The following is a 19097-nucleotide window of genomic DNA, read 5'->3' as shown; positions in this document are numbered from 1 at the left end:
ACGGGATACCCCGGACCTGCGGCGTCGTCAGCCCCCGGGGTAGCCCGTACCGCTTCGACACGGCGACCGGGCCGTCGCACGGAGCCCAGGGCGTGTCCGCGAAGTCGCCGCCCAACAGGCGGGACTTTGCGAACGCGATCGAGGAGACTACGGAATTTCCCGTCATCCTCCCGGTGGGATGGGGGAACACCGGTCCGGTGATCGTCCGCCGTACCCCGGCGGACCGGTCCGGTGCCATGGCCAGGAGGAGGGGCCGGAGTCATGTCGACCATCGCAGCGGACGGGTTCCGGCCCGGTGCGACCGCCCGCGCGAGTGCGTCCGCTTCCCGCACCCGGGCGGTCGGTCCTCGCGGTTCCTCCAGGTGCCGGCAGGGCCGTCGTCCTCGGTGGGTGCCGTCGGTGCGGCACACCGGCGACCAGGGGGGCCGACTCTGAAGGGCGCCTAAGACTGACGGGCACGCCACGGGTGCCTCGGAGCACCCGGTCCAGGCGGGCGGTCGCTTCTTCCTCGGCCATCCGGCCCCGCCGTAGCGGCGCCTCCATGTGAACACCGGTCGGCAGAAAGGGAGTCGGCGCGCCCGGGCGTGTTGCTGGCTCCGTTTGCTGTTGATCATGTACTCTAACGCACACGAGACATCACTCTTTAGGGTGATTTACAGTTCGATGTGGTGACGCCCCGTCACATCCGTTGTGTCTCCGAAGTGCGAGGAGTCCTATGGTGCGGAGTCGGAGCTTAGATCCTGATATAGGCAGCGCCTTGGCGGGCCGAGCCGATGTCGTGAGAGAGCTCAACCGCTCCGCCCATCACGCGCGTTCCGGGCGTGCGTGCTCGGCGGTCGTGACCGGCCCGACCGGAATCGGCAAGTCCGCTCTCCTGAGTGCCTTCCTCGGCGAAGACGCCCGCCGGCACGCGACGGTTCTGCGGGGCACCTGCGAAGAGGGCGCGTCGGACGCGGCCTTCAGCGGGTTACGGACTTTATTCGGCCCGACCGCACAGGGTGCCCCACGTGAAGGCGCCACCCGCCACGCCCTCCCCACACTCGCCCTCCCCGCACTCGCCCCCGGCGCGCTGGCCGGTGAGCCGCCGCACGCTCCCGCTGTCCAGCACGCGTTCCACGACCTGCACCGCCGCACGGCCGACACCCTGAGCCGCGGCCCGCTCGTGCTGGCCCTGGACGACGTCCACCACTGCGACGAACTCTCCCTGCGCTGGCTGGAATTCCTGCTCCGCCGGTCCGACGGCCTCCCGCTGTTCATCGTCCTCACCCAGCAGTCCGAGGCCGCCCTCACCCGCCGTGGCCCGGCCTACCACGCCCTGGCGGACCTGGCCGCCTACCACCGCACGACGACGCTGCGCCTGGGACCGCTGACCGAACCCGATGTCGCCGAGATCGTCAAGGACTTCTTCCCCGTACCCGCCGACCCCGTCTTCGTCACCCGCGCACGGGCAGCGACCGGCGGCAACCCCCGCCTCCTGGGCCGGCTGCTGCGCGAACTGCGGGCCGAGGGCGCCGGGCCGGGAGTGGGCGGCGCCGACCGGATCGCCGAGACCGGCGGTCGCGTCCTGGCGCGCTGGGCACGCGAACTCCTGGACCGCCAGCCGTCCTGGGTCGGCGAGGTCGCGCGGGCGGTGGCGGTCCTCGGTGAGCGCGGCGCCGACCACGTGGGCCCCCTGGCCGCCGTCCCCGCAGACCTCGTCGAGGACGTTCTGACGGTACTGCGCGAGGCCGGACTGGCGCCCGGCGGCGGGGCCCTGGCGGACGGCGCGTTGCGCGCGGCGGCGCTGGCGCCCCTGGACACCCGAGCGCTGTCGGACCTGCGGGCGCGGGCGGCCCTGCTCCTGAGCGACGCGGGCCGGCCCGCCGAGGAGGTCGCCGAGCACCTCCTGCCGCTGCCCTCGATCTGCGAACCGTGGATGCCCGGGGTCCTGCTGGAAGCCGCGGCCCACGCCGAGGAGCGCGGCGCTCTGGGGATCGCGGCCCGCTACCTGTACCGGGTACTGGAAGCGGACCCCGACAGCGTGGAGGTCCGCGTCCGACTGGCCAGGGCGCTGGCCGAGACCGACCCGCCCGAGGCCGTCGCCCTGCTCCGCGAAGCGCTGGCGCCGAGCGTCGACGTACGCACCCGGGCGCGGATCGCCGCGCAGTTCGGCCTGACCGGCCTGGCCGCACGCGAGTGCTCCGTCGCCCTGGGCATCCTCGAAGACGTCCTGGACGCGCTCGACGCCGAACTCGGCCCCGACCCCGTGCCGGCCGACCGGGAACTGCGCACGCTCGTCGAGTCGGTGTTCCTGATCGTCGGCTCGCACGGGCGCAGCACGTTCGCCGCGACCCGGAAGCGGGCCGCGGCGATGACCGTGCCCGAGGGCGACACCCCCGCCCAGTGCGAGAAGCTGGCGGCCATGGCCGTACTGACGGCACTCGACGGCCAGCCCCCCGAACCGGCCGTCCAGGTGGCCTTGCGCGCGACCTCCAGCCCGCAACTGCGCCTGAAGAGCTGGACCCTGATCAACTCGGCGTTCGTCCTCGGCCTCGCCGACCGCACCGAGGAGGCGCTGCACGCGCTGGACCGCGTGCTGCGGCACGGCCGGGAGAACTCCGCCGTATGGACCTACGCCCTGGCCCTCTCCACCCGCTCCACGCTCCAGCACAGCCTGGGCGCCCTCCCGGACGCGCTCGCGGATGCCAGAACGGCGGTCCAGATCAGCGGCGCGGAACGCTGGGGCGACACCATGGCCCTGCCCCGCCTGGCCCTGGCGGGCGTACTGGTGGACCGGGGCGAGGCCGCCTCCGCCGAGCGGCTGCTGGCCGGCACCGAGCCCGTGTGGTGCGAGCAGTACGTGTGGACCTACCACCGCTACCTGATGGCCTACGGCCGTGCCCGCCACGCGTTGGGGGACGCCGAGGGCGCGCTGGAGCTGTTCCGTGAGTGCGGCAGGGCGCTGGAGGAGGCCGAGGTGCGCCATCCGGCATACCTGCCCTGGTGGGTGGAGGCGGCCTGCGTGCTCGCCGAACTGGGCCGGGTCGAGGAGGCCCAGGAGCCCGCCGCGCACGGTACGTGGCTCGCCCGGCAGTGGGGCACCCCGCGCGTCCTCGGGCTGGCCGCCCTGGCACGCGGCGTGGCCACCCCCGGCGAAGAAGGTGTGGAGCTGCTGGGCGAGGCGGTGCGGGAACTGTCCGCCTCACCGGCCCGCGTCGAACACGCCCGTGCCGAACTCGTCCTGGGAAAGGCCCTGTTGGTCAACGGCGACCGGCGCACCGCACGCGAGCACCTGCGCACCGCCGCCGGTCTCGCCCAGCGCTGCGGCGCCCTCGCGCTGGGCCAGGACGCCCGCGGTGCGCTGGTGGCCGCGGGCGGTCGTATGCGGAAGATGACCACCTCGCCGCTGGACCTGCTCACCAGCATGGAGCGCACGGTCGCCAGTCTCGCCGCCGGCGGCGCCGGAAACCGCTCGATCGCGCAGTCGCTGTACGTCAGCGTCCGCACGGTCGAGATGCATCTGACCAGCGTGTACCGCAAGTTGGGCATCGCCGAGCGTGCCCAGCTCGCCGAGGTCCTCCGCTCCTCCGGCATACGCGAGGCACGGGCACCGCGGTCGGGCCAGGACTGAGGGCGAGCGGACCGGGATGGTGTCTGTGGTGGGGCAGAACGGTGAACAGCTATACGCTGGGTTTATATGGGCGGGGCGGCAACGCACCGACCCACCCCTGCTCGAACGCGAGCCGGAGCAGGCGCAGTTGGCGCAGATGGTGACCGGGCTCGGCGAAGGCCGTCCCGCCGTCATGTCGGTGACCGGCCGCCCGGGCTTCGGCCACAACGCCCTGCTGCGCTGGACCGCCCGGCTCGCCGAGGAGCGCTCGATACGCGTCCTGCGCGCCAGCGGCTCCCTGACCGAACGCGACCTGCGCCACGGAGCCGTGATCCAACTCCTCACCCAGCTGGGCGAGGAGGCCGAACGCCCGCTCGGGGTGCTGCGCGAGCAGCACGCGCCGGACGGCCTGCCGGGCCTCCTCGAACTGCTGCACACGATCCGCCGCACACCCACCCTCGTGACCGTCGAGGACGCGCAGTGGGTGGATCCGGCCTCCCTGCACTGGCTGCAGGCTCTGGTGCGCCGCCTGTCCGCGGGCCTCCCCCTCGCACTGCTCGTCGGCCGCACCGGCGTGGACCCGTACGGCCCCGACTGGCTGGCCGACACGGCCCCCTCCGCGCGGCTGACCCGCCATCTCACCGTCCGCGGACTGAGTCCCCGCGCGATCGCCACGCTCGCCGAAATGATCTTTGGTAGCCCGTGCGACGAGTCGTTCGCCGCCGCGGCCGCCCAGGCGTGCCACGGCAACCCCGCCGTACTGCACGTGGCACTGCACTACCTCGCCGACGCCGGCCACCGCCCCACCGCGGACCTCGTCCCGCAGCTGCGCACCGTGATCACCGGCATCATCGGCGAGCGCGCCGGGCGCGCCCTGCGGGGCCTGACCGAGGAGTCCACCGCCGTTCTGCGGGCGCTGGCCGTCGGCGGCGACCTGCTGGACTTCACCCTGATCTGCAACCTGGCCGGGCTGCGCACCGTCCCCGAATCCCGGCTGCGCTCGGCACTGGAATCGGCCGGCTTCACCGTCCCCGACGGCCCCTACGAACGCATCCGCCTCCCGGTCGTCAGGGCCCGCGTCCTGGAGGACATGCCCGCCGACGAACGCGCCGACCTGTACGCCCGCGCCGCCCACCTCGCCTACCGGTCCGGCGCAGGCGACGAGGACATCGCCCGCCTCCTCCTCCACGCACCCCCCATCGGCGAGTCCTGGTCGGTCAACGCGCTGTACGGCGGATTCGGCGCCGCCATGCGCCGCAGCGAGGACATCACCCGCTCCGCACACCCCGCCGGCGAGCCCGGGGGAGCGCACGTGCCGCGCGGCGACTTCGGTGCCGTCGCGCGCCGCAGCGAGTTCGCCCGTGCCACCGCCTATCTGAACCGCGCCCTTGAGGAGCCCCAACCCCCGGTCCGGCGCGCACAGCTCAGCCTCGACCTGGCCGGCGCCGAGGCCGTGTCCGCCCCCGTGGCGAGCGACCGCAGGCTCGCCGCCGTGGTCAACAGTCCGGGCGGGGGCACACTCTGGTCCCAACTGCGCGTACGGGCCCTGGACATGGGCCTGGCCCGCGGCGACGACTCCTGGGGCCGACGCGTCGCCATCCAGGCCATGGCCGCCGCCCGCGGCAGCGAGCGGGACGACCTGCTCGCGCTGTACTGGTACGCCGTCCAGACCCGGCCCGAGGTCACCGACGTCCCCGCCCCCGGCGTCCCCGCGCTGCCCGAGAACCCCCTCGCCCCCGCCCAGGCAGGCATCCGCGCCGGGCAGCTCGCGGTATGCGGCCAGCACCGCGAACGCGCCGCGGAGCTGGCCCGCCGTGCCCTGGAAGCGGGCCACACCGCACCGGTCATGCCCCGCCTTGCCGCCGCCAGGGCACTGTGGCTGACCGACGCCGCCGCCGAAGCCGAGGACCACCTCGCCGCCATCGTCGCCGATCTGCGCCGCCGGCACAGCCGCCCCACACTCGCCCGCGCCCTGGTCATGGACGCCGAACTGCACCTGCGCGGCGGCCGCCTGGACGCCGCCGAGCGCGCCGTGGACGGAGCCGAACAGGCGCTGCCCGCCGCTGCCTGGCACCCCTTCGCCGCCCCGCACCTCACAGCCGTACGCAGCATCCTCGCCGTGGAGACCCGCCAACGCGACGTGGCCCGTGCCCTGGCCTACGCCCCCACCCCGCCCGGTGCCGAGTACAGCGTCCACTGGTCCCTCCTCCTGTACGCCCGGGCCCGGGTGGCTTCCGACGAAGGGCGCTGGGGCGAGGCCGCCGAACTGTTCAAGGAGAGCGGACGCTGGCTGCTGCGCAGACAGTGGACCAACCCCGCCATGCTGCCGTGGCGTTCGCTGGCCGGCAGAGCCTTCCTGGTACTCGGCGACCGGGCACAGGCCCGGCGCCTGATCCACGAGGAACTCACCCGCGCCCGCCGCTGGGGCGCCGCCAGCGCACTGAGCGTGGCCCAGTTGTCCGCCCGAATCCTCGACCGCCATGGACCGGACGCCGGCTCCGCCGATCTCAGCCGCATCCCGCGCGGGCCCAACCAACTCGCCTACGCCTGGGGCCTGGCCGATCTCGCCGGCGTGGAAGCCGCCAAGGGCGACCGCGCCACCGCGGCCCGTCTGCTGGCCGAAGTGTCCGGCTACGACGTCGCCCGCACTTCCATCCGCCTGGCCGAACGCGTACGGTCGCTCACCGCCCGGCTGGAACAGACCGTCGCCCCCGATGAGTCCGCCCCTTCAAAGGAGTGGGCCGCCCTGTCACCCGTCGAGCGGGAGACCGCCGAACTGGCCCGCCGCGGTCTGGGCAACCGGGAGATCGCCGAACAGCTCTCGGTGAGCCGACGCACCGTCGAGCTGCGGCTGAGCAGTACGTACAAGAAGCTGCGCATCGCCTCACGCGAGGAACTTCTCGCAGGAACCCGGCCGACGGAAAGGACATGAACGATGCTGTACGAGCGGGAATCCGAATTGGCCCGTATCGAATCCGCAGTGCGTCAGGCACAGGCGGGCCGCTCCTCCGTACTCCTCCTGACCGGCCCCCTGGGCATCGGCCGGTCCACGCTCCTCCAGCAGGCCGGCATGTCACCGCCGGGCGACTTACGGGTGTTACGCGCCAACGCCGCCCCCATGGAACAGGACTTCGCCTTCGGCATCGTCCATCAGCTCCTCAGCCCCCTCCTGGCCGATGACCTCCCCGGCCCCGGCGACCACGGCGCGGACAGCGCCGCCCGCCCGGCCCCGTCCGGCGGCCTCCCCGCCCCCGGCACCCACGAAGTCCCCGCCTCCGAAGCCGTACTGCACGGCCTGCGGTCCCTCCTGGCCGACGTCTGCGCCACCACCCCCGTACTCCTCCTCGTCGACGACCTGCAATGGGTCGACCTGCCCTCCCTGCGCTGGCTCGCCTACCTGGCCCGGCGCACCCACGGGATGCGCGTCGCCCTTGTGTGCACCCTGCGGGAGGGCGACCCCCGGGCCCAGCACCCGCTCGTCGGCGACCTCGCGGACGCCGCCGACATCCTGTGCCCCGCCCCGCTCTCGCTCGACAGCACCCGGGCCCTGATCCACCACCACCTGGGCGAACCCGCCGAGGACGACTACGCCCACGCATGCCACGACACCTGCGCCGGCAACCCTCTCCTCCTCCAGTCCGTCCTGCGCGACCTGGCCCTCGACGGCCACCGCCCCACCGCCGACCAGGCCGACCGAGTCCGCGCCGCGCGCCCCGCGCAGCTCCGCGATCGGCTGGCCGGCTGCCTGCACGCCCAGCCCGGCCCGGTACGCGACGTGGCCGCGGCCATCGCCGCCTTCGGCGATCACGGCGAGCCCGACCTCATCCAACGCCACGCCGGACTGGACACCATCAGCTATCAGCGGTCCCTGCGCGCCCTGCGCCGCCTCGGCCTGCTCACCCGGCACGACACCCCGCGCTTCCTCCACCGCGTGGTACGCGACGCGGTCGAGTCCGCCCTCACCATCGCCGAACGCGAGCGCTCCCGGGACGCCGCGGCCGAAATCCTCCACCAGGCCGGCCGCCCGGCCGCACACGTCGCGGACCTGCTGATGGCCGTCACCGCCACCCGCCGCCCATGGGCCATAGGGGTACTGCGGACGGCCGCGGAGACCGCGCTGCGCCGCGGCGAACCGGACGCCGCCGCCCGCTACCTGCGGCGCGCGCTGCTGGAGAGCACCGGTGGCGACGGCGAACGGGCACGCCTGCTGATCGACCTGGCCACAGCCGAACGCGGCATCGACCCCGCCGCCTGCGAACGCCACATCAGCCAGGCCGTCCGCCTCCTGTCGTCGGCCACCGACCGGGCCGCCGCCACCCTGCTGATCCCGCCCAGCTTCCTCGGCGAGGCGACCCCCTCGGTGGTGGACCTGCTGCGCGACGTCTCCGAGGACTTCGAGCCCGCCGCGCCGCACCACGGAAGTCCCCGCGAGATCGTCCTGCGCCTCGAAGCGCGCCTGTGGCACGCCGGGCACGAGGACCCGGCGGAGCTGGCCGGGGCGGTGGAACGCCTGCGCTCGCTCGGCACCACACCCCCTTTGGAGACCGACGGCGCCCGCGAACTGACGGCCGTCCTGATCAACGCGGGGGTCCTCGCGAGCGCCCTGCCGGCCCCGGACATCGCCGCCCTGGCCGGACAGATCCTCGAACGCGAGCCGATGACCTCCGCACGTGCCCGCACCGCACTACCGCTGGTCGCGCTGGCCCTGTACGCCGCCGACGCGGTGGAGGTCATCAACACCCACCGGTCCTGCGAGCCGCACACCGACCTGCCGGAGGCGGGGGCGCACGCCGAGAACGCCCTGATCCAGCTCGCCCGCGGGCGCCTGACCCGGGCCCGTGAACAGGCCGACCGGGCCACGAGGCTGGCCGACGCGGACTGGCGCGAACCGGCCGCGGTCGTCCGGGCCGCGGTGGCCATGGAATCCGGCAACGTCCAGCTGATCGAACGCCTCCTGAAGGACTCCGGGCAGCGCTGGCCGGCCAACCTCGCCACGACGGCCGTGCGGCAGCTCCTCGGGGCCTCGCTCGACGCCCGCCGCGGGCGCGCCACCGACGCCCTGAAATCCCTGTTGGCCTGCGGCCGCCAGCTGGAAGCGGCCGGCTGGCGCAACTCCGCGCTGTTCCCGTGGCGGCCCCGCGCCATCGCCCTCCACCACCGCCTGGGCGAAGTCGGGCCGGCGCTGGCCCTGGCGGAAGAGGAACTGGCCTGGGCGCGGCAGTGGGCGGCCCCCGCCGCGCTCGGCCGCGCCCTGCGCCTGCATGCCCTCCTGCCCGGCGGAGGGGGCGTCCCCGCCCTGCACGAGTCCGTCGAGATCCTTCGTACGTCCGCCAACAGGCTCGAACTGGCGCGTACGCTGCTCCAGTTGGGCCGAGCCCTGGAGGGCGGCAAGGAGTCGGAGGCGGTGCTGCGCGAGGCCGTGGACCTCACCACCGCCTGCGGCGCCCCCTGGCTGACCGAACGCGCCCGCGCGGCCCTGGGAGCCGCCGCCCCCAGCCAGGAGGCACCGCTCACCGACGGCGAGCGCAAGGTCGTCTCGCTGGTGGGCCGGGGGCTGACCAATCAGGAAATCGCCGATGAACTGGGCGTGAGCACCCGTGCGGTGGAGAAGCGGCTGACGTCGTGCTACCGCAAGTTGGGGGTCGCGGGGCGGCGTGGGCTGCTGGGCGGCCGGAGCAGGCCCGGGGCGTTCGTACCGCACTGAGCGCGCCGTGGCGCACGCCCCGCACGGCCGGGGTGATACCGGCGGTAACGGTTCGGGGTGTTCGGGGGGCCGAAAGATCGCGTCCGGACCGTACCGTGCGGAGTGGTCTACCGCAGGATTAGGCGTAAGGGCCGGGTAAGCGTTGACGCTTGTCCGGATCGGTCCTTAGTGTCGATTGTGCAGGGGGAGTTCGGAATTTGTTCCCGACGGATGTCGGGCCGGCGTATTCCCTGGTTCGTCCATTCTCTGGATTTCTCCTTCTGGCTCGATCTCTCTTGAATTCTGGTGTGTAAGCGGGGGTTGGAAAGGATGTCGGTCCCTTGAGGCTTTCTACTCTGGTGGACTCTCTGCAGTTGACGGCAGGTCCCGGTACGGGCGGCGGGACCGCTACCGCGGTCCGGGGGGAGGAGCGGTCCAGCGTCTGTATATCCGTACTGGATCCAGCGCTGACGATCCGTCAGGCCAATCAGGACTTCTTCCGCGCTTTCGCGACCCCCGTCGAAGGCTCCGCCGACGTACTCGCCCCGGCCCCCTCCGATTCCTCGTCGACGGCCCCTGACGTCTTCGGCCGCAATTTCCGCGATCTGGTGCACCCCAGCGTGCGGCAGCCCCTCATGCGGCAGTTCGAGCGGCTGCTGGAGGGCCGCCGGGACCGGTTCGCCACGAATGTGGTGGCGCTGCGGTCGACCGGCGACGTGTTCAACGGCAGCCTCACCGCCGCCGCCGTGCGCAGCTACGGACCCGATCCCACCGCGGTACTCGTGGTGATGCAGTCGGGCGACGGCTCCGAGGACGATGCGGTGGTGGCACCGCGCAGGAAACTGCTCAGCGAGATCGACGCGCGAATTCTGGAGGGAATCGCGGCGGGCCTGTCGACGATTCCACTGGCGTCCCGGCTGTATCTCAGCCAGCACGGAGTGGAGTATCACGTCACCGGACTGCTCCGGAAACTGAAGGCCCCGAACCGCGCCGCCCTGGTCTCCCGCGCATATGCGATGGGCGTGCTGACGGTGGGGACCTGGCCGCCCCGTGTCGTGGACGATTTCATCAAGTAACACCCCCGCAATCCGATGGTCCGCCGCGCGGGCGCCGGTCGAGGTCTGCCCTTTGGCGACCCGGACCGCACGGAAGGCGGGCCGAGAAGGTACAAGGAGCCGGGAGTGCCGCCGAGCAACTGCGGCGCCCGGCTCGTCCGTGCGTGGGCCGGCCCCGGGCCGTGCCAACTCTACGGAATTCCATGGCCACCCCCACAGAGACTGGGCGTGTGGCGTGCGGGAAGTCGAGCTGCCTCGTGCAGGGCACGCAGATAACTCAGTCGTTGTGGCACAGCCGTCCCCGGTGACGGCTGTGCCATGACGAAATCCTCTGCTGTCCGACGGTCTTGAGATGGGTTGGAACGTGGCGAACATGGATCAGGAACAGAAACTCCGCGACTACCTGAAGCGGGCCAGTGCCGATCTGCGGCGCTCCCGGCAGCGGGTGGGCGAGCTGGAGGCGGCGTCCCGCGAGCCGATCGCGATCGTGGGCATGAGCTGCCGCTTCCCGGGGGGCGTGAGCAGCCCCGAAGAGCTCTGGTCCCTGCTCGCCGACGACGGGGACGGCATCACGCCTTCCCCCGATGACCGCGGATGGGAGCTGCTGGCCGAGAACCCGGGGCAGTACTCCGGCGGATTCCTCCATGACGCGGCCGAGTTCGACGCCTCCTTCTTCGGAATCTCCCCCCGTGAGGCACTCGCCATGGACCCGCAGCAGCGACTGCTGCTGGAGTCCTCCTGGGAGGCCTTCGAGCGGGCCGGCATCGACCCGGCGACGGTCCGGGGCGGCCGGACCGGCATGTTCGTCGGGGCGATGCCCCAGGAGTACCGGGTGGGTCCGGACGACGACGTCCAGGGCTTCGCCCTGACGGGCACGACCACCAGCGTCCTCTCGGGCCGGCTCGCGTACTTCTTCGGAACCGTGGGCCCGGCGGTCACCATCGACACCGCCTGCTCGTCCTCCCTCGTGGCCCTGCACCTGGCCGCCCACTCGCTGCGCCAGGGCGAGTGCTCCCTGGCGCTGGCCGCGGGCGTCACCGTGATGTCCAGCCCCACCACCTTCGTGGAGTTCAGCCGCCAGGGCGGGCTCGCCGCCGACGGGCGCTGCCGCTCCTTCGCCGACTCCGCCGACGGCACCGGCTGGGGCGAGGGCGTGGGCGTCCTGGTCCTGGAGCGCCTCTCGGTGGCCCGCCGCAACGGGCACAAGGTACTGGCCGTCATCCGGGGCTCCGCCGTCAACCAGGACGGCGCCTCCAACGGGCTCACCGCGCCCAACGGCCCCTCGCAGCGACGGGTCATCGAGCAGGCGCTGGTCAGCGCGCGGCTCTCGGCCGACGAGGTCGACGTCGTCGAGGCGCACGGCACCGGCACCGCGCTGGGCGACCCGGTCGAGGCCCAGGCCCTCCTGGCGACCTACGGCCAGGGCCGGGACGCCGAAAACCCCCTGCTGCTGGGCTCCGTCAAGTCGAACCTCGGCCACACCCAGGCGGCGGCCGGCATGGCCGGCGTCATCAAGATGGTGCTGGCCATGCGGCACGGCCTGCTCCCGCGCACCCTCCACGTGGACGCGCCGTCCTCGCACGTCGACTGGACCCAGGGCGCGGTACGCCTGCTCACCGAGCAGGTCCCGTGGCCGCAGGGCGAACAGCCCCGCCGGGCCGGCATCTCCTCGTTCGGACTCAGCGGCACCAACGCGCACACGATCCTGGAGGAGGCCCCGGCCGCCCCGTCCCCCGAGGCCGGCCAGGACGACACGGAACTCCCGGCCGCCGAACCCGTGGCGCCCGGCGCCGTCCCGTGGCTCGTCTCCGGCCGCACCCGTGACGCCCTGCGCGCCCAGGCGGCGCGGCTGCTCGAACACCTCGCGTCGCACCCCGATCCCGCACCCGTGGACGTGGCCTACTCCCTGGCCACGGCCCGCTCCGGCCTGGAGCACCGCGCCGCGTTCACCGCGGCCGACCTGGACCGGGCCCGCGCCGCCCTCACCGCGCTGGCCGACGGCATACCGGCCCCCGGGCTGGTGCAGGACACCGCCCGCACCCGCGCCAAGCTCGCCTTCCTCTTCGCCGGCCAGGGATCTCAGCGGCCGGGCATGGGACGTGAACTGGCGGCCCGCTTCCCCGTCTTCGCCGCGGCCCTGGACGAGGTCGTCTCCCACCTGGACCAGGGTCTCGAACGGCCGCTGAAGGACGTGCTGTTCGCCGCCGAGGGCACGCCCGAGGCCGCCCTGCTCGACCAGACCGGCTACGCCCAGCCCGCGCTCTTCGCNATCGAGGTGGCGCTGTACCGCCTCGCCGAATCCTTCGGCATCAAGCCGGACTTCCTCACCGGCCACTCCATCGGAGAGATCGCCGCGGCGCACGCCGCCGGGGTCTTCACCGTGGCCGACGCCGCCGCCCTCGTGCTCGCCCGCGGCCGCCTCATGCAGGCGCTGCCCGAAGGCGGCGCCATGGTCTCCCTCGAAGCCACCGAGGAGGAGGTCCTGCCCCTGCTCGCGGAGCGGCAGGACCACGTCTCGATCGCCGCGGTCAACGGGCCCGCCGCCGTCGTGATCGCCGGCCGGGCCGACGACGTCACCGCCGTCGCCGAGCACTTCGGCGCGCTGGGCCGCAAGACCAAGCGGCTGCGCGTCTCGCACGCGTTCCACTCGCCGCTCATGGAACCCATGCTGGCGGACTTCCGCACCGTCGTCTCCGGGCTCACCCCGCAGGCGCCCGTCATCCCGGTCGTCTCCGGCCTGACCGGGACCCTCGCCACGGTCGAGCAGCTGACCTCCCCCGAGTACTGGGTGGACCACGCCCGGCACGCCGTACGGTTCGCCGACGCCGTCGAGTGGCTGCACGGCCACGGCGCCGCCACCTTCCTGGAGCTGGGCCCCGACGGCGTCCTGTCCGCCATGGCCCAGACCTGCCTGGCCGCGACCGGCGCCGCCGACGGTGCCCCCGAGTCCGCCGACGCCGCCGAGACCGCCGACGGCGTCCCCGCCACGCTCGCCGTGCTGCGGCCGGGCCGTCCCGAGGCCGACACCCTCACCGCCGCACTGGCGGGCCTGCACACCCGCGGCGTGGCCGTCCAATGGGAGCCCTACTTCCAGGGCACCGGCGCCCGCTCCACCGAGCTGCCCACCTACGCCTTCCAGCGCCGCCGCTACTGGCCCAAGAGCCTGCCCGCCACGGGCGGCGACGTGCGCGCCGCCGGCCTGGGCGCGGCGCACCACCCGCTGCTGACGGCGGCCGTGTCGGTCGCCAACTCCGACGGCCTGCTGCTGACCGGCCGGCTGTCGCGGCGCACCCACCCCTGGCTCGCCGACCACGCCGTGCGCGGCACGGTGCTGCTGCCCGGCACCGCCTTCCTGGAGCTGGCCGTACGCGCCGGGGACGAGGCCGGCTGCGGTCGCGTGGAGGAACTCACGCTCGCCGCCCCGATGCTGCTGCCCGAGGAGGGCGGCGTCCAGGTGCAGGTGTGGGTGGGCAGCCCCGACGAGTCGGGCCGCCGCGCCGTCAGCGTCCACTCCCGCCCCGACGGCGCGGAGGAGCTCCCCTGGACCCAGCACGCCTCGGGCACCCTCGTCGCCGGTGAGCACCACGCCGACTTCGACGCCACCGCCTGGCCCCCGGCCGACGCGCAGCCGCTGGACCTCGGCGGCTTCTACGACCGCATGGCCGACACCGGTTTCGGCTACGGCCCCCTGTTCCAGGGCCTGCACGCCGCCTGGCGCAGCGGCGACGATGTCTACGCCGAGGTGACGCTGCCCGAGACGAACGGCTCCGAGGCCGAGTCCGTCGCGTCGTTCGCGATCCACCCGGCCCTGCTGGACGCCGTGCTGCACGCCGCGGCCTTCGTCGACCTGGGCGAGCACGTCCGCGGCGGCCTGCCCTTCTCGTGGCAGGACGTGTCCCTGCACGCGAGCGGGGCGACGACGGTCCGGGTGAAGCTGACCCCGGCCGCCGACGACGCGGTGGCGATCGCCGTCGCCGACACCACCGGCGCCGCCGTCGCCTCCATCGGCTCGCTCGTCCTGCGACCCGTGCCCGACGAGCGGCTCGGCGCCACCGACCCGCTCGTCCGCGACGCCCTGTTCGAACTCCGCTGGACCGCACCGCACCGGTCCCCGCAGGCGGCGCCCGCCTCGGCCGGCGTGCTCGGCCCGGACCTCTTCGGCCTGGAGCGGGCTCTCGTACCGGCGGACCTCGCGGTCCTGCCGCTGCCCGGCGCGGAGGACACCGACACCCGAGTCCCGGACGTGGTGCTCGCCCCCGTCGCGGGGGCGGCCGGTGACACCGGCGACGAGGTCGTCGCCTCCGTGCACGCCCGCACCGCGCACGTACTGGAATCCCTGCGGAACTGGCTGGACGACGAGCGGTACGCCGGGTCCCGGCTGGTCTTCGTCACGCGTGGCGCCGTCGCCACCGACGCCCGGCAGGCGCCCGACCCGGTGGCCGCCGCCGTCTGGGGCCTGGTGCGCGTCGCCCAGAGCGAACACCCCGGCCGCTTCGGCCTGCTGGACCTCGACCCCGCCCTCGACGAGCCCGCCGCGCAGCCGCTGCTGCGGGCGCTGGCCCTGGATGAGCCGCAGACCGCCGTCCGCGGCACCGCCGTGCTCACCGCCCGGCTCGCCCGCGCCCAGGCGCCGCAGACCGCCGCCGAGTGGGCCCCTGAAGGCACCGTGGTCCTCACCGGTGCCACCGGCGGCCTGGGCCGCGTCATGGCCCGGCACCTCGTCACCGAGCGCGGCGTACGGCACCTCCTGCTCGTCAGCCGCCGCGGCGCCGACGCCGAGGGCGCCGGCGAACTCGTGGCCGAACTCGCCGGACACGGCGCCCAGGTGGCCATCGCCGCCTGCGACCTGGCCGACCGCGCCGCCGTGGACCGCCTGCTGGCCGGTGTGCCCGCCGAGCACCCCGTCACCGCCGTCGTGCACAGCGCCGGCACCCTCGACGACGGCGTGCTGGAGTCGCTCACCCCCGAGCAGATCAGCGCGGTCCTGCGCCCCAAGGCCGACGCCGTCTGGCACCTCCACGAGGCCACCCGGGACCTGGACCTGGCCGCCTTCGTCGTCTTCTCCTCCCTCTCCGGCACCGTGGGCACCGCGGGCCAGGGCAACTACGCCGCCGCGAACGCCTTCCTCGACGCGCTCGCCCAGCTGCGCCGCGCCCAGGGCCTGCCGGGCCTCTCCCTGGCCTGGGGCCCGTGGGAGCCCACCGCCGGCATGACCGGCGGCCTCACCGACGAGGACCTCGCCCGGCTGGCCCGGATGGGCACCCCCGCGCTCACCGCGGAAGAGGGCACCGCCCTCTTCGACGCCGCCACCGCCATGGACACCGCCGTCCTCGTGCCGACCAGGCTCGACCTGTCCGTCCTGCGCCTCCAAGGTGCCCAGGGCGCAGTTCCGCCGCTGTGGCGCGGCCTGATCCGCACCCCGGCCCGCCGCTCGGTCGTCTCGGGCTCGGAAGCGGCCGTCACCCTCGTCCAGAAGCTGTCCCGGCTGGCGGAGACCGACCGCCGCGAGGTCGTGCTCGACCTCGTCGCCGGGCAGGTGGCGGGCGTACTCGGCCATTCCGGCACCGCCGACATCGACGCCCGGCGACCCCTGCGGGACCTGGGCTTCGACTCGTTGACCGCAGTCGAACTGCGCAACCGGCTCAGCGCCGCCACCGGCCTGCGCACCGCCGCGACGGTCATCTTCGACTACCCGACCGTCGACGCCCTCGCCGCGCACGTCCTCGCCGAACTCATGGGCTCCGAAGCCGCCACCGCGACCAGCGCGCCCCGCGCCGCCTCGGACGAGGACCCCATCGTCATCGTCGGCATGAGCTGCCGCTACCCGGGCGGCGTCGCCTCGCCCGAGGACCTGTGGCGGCTGGTCAGCGAGGGCACCGACGCCATCTCGGGCCTGCCCACCGACCGCGGTTGGGACCTGGACGGGCTCTACGACCCGGACCCGGACCGCACCGGCACCTCCTACTCCCGCTTCGGCGGATTCCTGCACAACGCCGCCGACTTCGACCCCGCGTTCTTCGGGATGAGCCCCCGCGAGGCCCTGGCCACCGACTCCCAGCAGCGGCTGCTGCTCGAAGCGTCCTGGGAGGCCATCGAGCGCACGGGCATCGACCCGGCGTCCCTGCGCGGCAGCCGGACCGGTGTGTTCGCCGGCGTGATGTACAACGACTACGCCACGGTCCTCTCCGGCGGGCAGTTCGAAGGCCACCAGGGCAGCGGCACCGCCCCGAGCGTCGCCTCCGGGCGCATCTCCTACACCCTCGGGCTCGAAGGCCCCGCCGTCACCGTCGACACCGCCTGCTCGTCCTCGCTGGTCGCCATGCACTGGGCGATGCAGGCCCTGCGCGCGGGGGAGTGCTCGCTCGCCCTGGCCGGCGGCGTCACGGTCATGTCGACGCCGGGCGCCCTCATCGAGTTCTCCCGGCAGCGCGGCCTGTCCCCGGACGGGCGCTGCAAGGCGTTCGGCGACGGCGCCGACGGCGTCGGCTGGTCCGAGGGCGTGGGCGTCCTCGTCCTGGAACGCCTCTCCGACGCCCGCCGCAACGGGCACCAGGTGCTGGCCGTCGTCCGCGGCTCCGCCGTCAACCAGGACGGCGCCTCCAACGGCCTGACCGCCCCCAACGGCCCCTCCCAGCAGCGGGTGATCCGGCAGGCGCTGTCCGCCGCCGGCCTGTCCGCCACGGACATCGACACGGTCGAGGGCCACGGCACCGGCACCACCCTCGGCGACCCCATCGAGGCGCAGGCCCTGCTCGCCACATACGGCCAGGACCGCGACTCGCAGAACCCGCTGCTGCTGGGCTCCGTGAAGTCCAACATCGGCCACACCCAGGCCGCCGCCGGCGTCGCCGGTGTCATCAAGATGGTCATGGCCATGCGCCACGGCGTGCTGCCCCGCACCCTCCACGCCGACGAGCCGTCCTCGCACGTGGAGTGGGACTCCGGAGCGGTGCGCCTGCTCACCGAGGAGACGCCCTGGCCGCAGGCCGGCCGGCCGCGCCGCGCCGCCGTCTCCTCCTTCGGCTTCAGCGGGACCAACGCCCACCTCATCGTCGAGGAGCCGTCGGCCGCCCCCGACCAGCGCGAACAGCCCGCGCTCAGCCCGGCCGTCGTGCCCTGGACGCTGTCGGGCCAGAGCCGGGCCGCGCTCCGCGACCAGGCCGCCCGCCTGCGGTCCTTCCTCGACGAGCGCCCCGCCCTCGACCCGGCCGACGTCGCGCTCTCCCTCGCCACCACCCGCACGGCCTTCGACCAGCGCGCCGTCGTCGTCGGCGACCGCGACGAACTGCTGCGCGCGCTGGCCGACCTGGCCGCCGACCGGCCCGCCTCCGCCCTGACCGAGGGCGAGATCGGCGGCGCCGGCAAGCTGGCCGTGATGTTCTCCGGGCAGGGCAGCCAGCGCCCCGGCGCCGGTCGTGAACTCGCCGCCCGCTTCCCCGCGTTCGCCCAGGCCGTCGACGAGGTCGCCGCCGCCCTCGACCCGCACCTGGACCGTCCCCTCAAGGAGATCCTGTTCGCCCCGGAGGGCAGTCCCGAGGCCGCGCTGCTGGACCACACCGAGTGGACCCAGCCGGCGCTGTTCGCCGTCGGGGTCGCGCTCCACCGGCTGCTGGACACCTGGGGCATCCGCCCCGACGTGCTGCTGGGCCACTCCATCGGCGAGATCACCGCCGCGCACCTCGCGGGCGTCCTCTCGCTGCCCGACGCGGCCCGCCTGGTGGCCGCACGGGGACGGCTGATGCAGGCGCTGCCCGCCGGCGGCGCGATGATCTCCCTCCAAGCCGGCGAGGACGAGGTCGCGCCGCTGCTCGCCGGGCGCGAGCACGAGGTCTCCCTCGCCGCCGTCAACGGCCCCCACAGCGTCGTGGTCGCCGGAGACCTGGCCGCCGCCGAGGAGATCGCCGCCCACTTCGCCGCCCAGGGCCGCAAGACCAAGCGCCTGACGGTCAGCCACGCCTTCCACTCGCCGCTCATGGAGCCCGCGCTCGACGGGCTGCGCGAGGTCGCCGCCGAGCTGACCTACCACGCGCCGGACGTGACCGTCATCTCCGGCCTGACCGGACGGCCCGCCACCGAGGACGAGCTGCGCTCCGCCGACTACTGGGTCGCGCACGCCCGCGGCACCGTCCGCTTCGCCGACACCGTGCGCGCCGCGTACGACTCCGGCGCCGGCACCTTCCTCGAAGTCGGCCCCGACAGCGTGCTGTCGGCCGCCGCCCAGGAAGTCCTCGGCGACGCGGCGGACGCGCACATCGTCCCGCTACTGCGCGCCGGACGCGGCGAGGAGCGCTGCGCGGCCACCGCACTGGCCCGCCTGCACGTGCGCGGCACGGCCGTCGACTGGCCCGGCTACCTCGCCGGCACCGGCGCCCGCACCGTCGAGCTGCCCACCTACGCCTTCCAACACGAGCGCTACTGGCCCGAACCGGCCCCGGCCCGCTCCGCCCAGGCCGCCGTCGACCCGGCGGACGCCGCACTGTGGGGCGCCGTCGAACGCGGCGACGCGACCGAACTGGCCACCCTCCTCGGGCTGCGCGACGAACAGCACGCCTCCCTCTACGCGCTGCTGCCCGCACTGTCCTCCTGGCGCCAACTGCGGCAGGAGAAGGCGCTGCTGGACTCCACCCGCTACCAGGTCGCCTGGCGTCCCGTGACGGCCGCCGCCGCGCCCGTACTCGACGGCACCTGGCTGTTCGTCACCGCCGACGGCATCGACGGCGACGAGATTCTGGACGCACTGCGCGGCCACGGCGCCCAGTTCGAGACCCTC

5 protein-coding genes (1 of these 5 cut by a window edge) are annotated in these 19097 nt (G+C 74.2%); all 5 read left to right on the top strand.

The window, feature by feature from the left end; genetic code table 11:
• The first annotated feature begins 715 nt into the window (after positions 1–715).
• Complete coding sequence (locus CG747_RS17165; RefSeq protein ID WP_100602598.1) at positions 716–3610, top strand: AAA family ATPase; 2895 nt, start codon at positions 716–718, stop codon at positions 3608–3610.
• Between the two features lie 28 nt (positions 3611–3638).
• A complete protein-coding gene (locus CG747_RS17160) occupies positions 3639–6521 on the top strand; it encodes an AAA family ATPase (RefSeq protein WP_257980478.1) in 2883 nt (960 codons plus the stop codon).
• Positions 6522–6524: 3 nt separating this feature from the next.
• On the top strand, positions 6525–9293 hold the full coding sequence (locus CG747_RS17155; protein ID WP_100602596.1) for an AAA family ATPase: 2769 nt from the start codon (positions 6525–6527) through the stop codon (positions 9291–9293).
• Between the two features lie 320 nt (positions 9294–9613).
• Entirely contained in the window at positions 9614–10348 is a 735-nt protein-coding gene (locus CG747_RS17150; RefSeq protein ID WP_374701780.1) for a LuxR C-terminal-related transcriptional regulator, read from the top strand.
• Between the two features lie 352 nt (positions 10349–10700).
• Positions 10701–19097 carry the start of a type I polyketide synthase gene (locus CG747_RS17145; protein WP_100602595.1) on the top strand. It continues 20118 nt past the right edge of the window, so only the first 8397 of its 28515 coding nucleotides appear in the window; the start codon lies at positions 10701–10703; the stop codon falls past the right edge of the window.

The sequence above is a fragment of the Streptomyces sp. CB02959 genome (genome assembly GCF_002803155.1).
GTDB lineage: Bacteria > Actinomycetota > Actinomycetes > Streptomycetales > Streptomycetaceae > Streptomyces.
Note: the sequence above shows the minus strand (reverse complement) of the source record. Positions and strands in the feature narration are given on the sequence as shown.

What these genes read in the sequence shown, in the direction of transcription:
- CG747_RS17165 (WP_100602598.1), top strand. Translation starts at nt 716, where the DNA reads ATGGTGCGGAGTCGGAGCTTAGATCCTGATATAGGCAGCGCCTTGGCG.
- CG747_RS17155 (WP_100602596.1), top strand. Translation starts at nt 6,525, where the DNA reads ATGCTGTACGAGCGGGAATCCGAATTGGCCCGTATCGAATCCGCAGTG.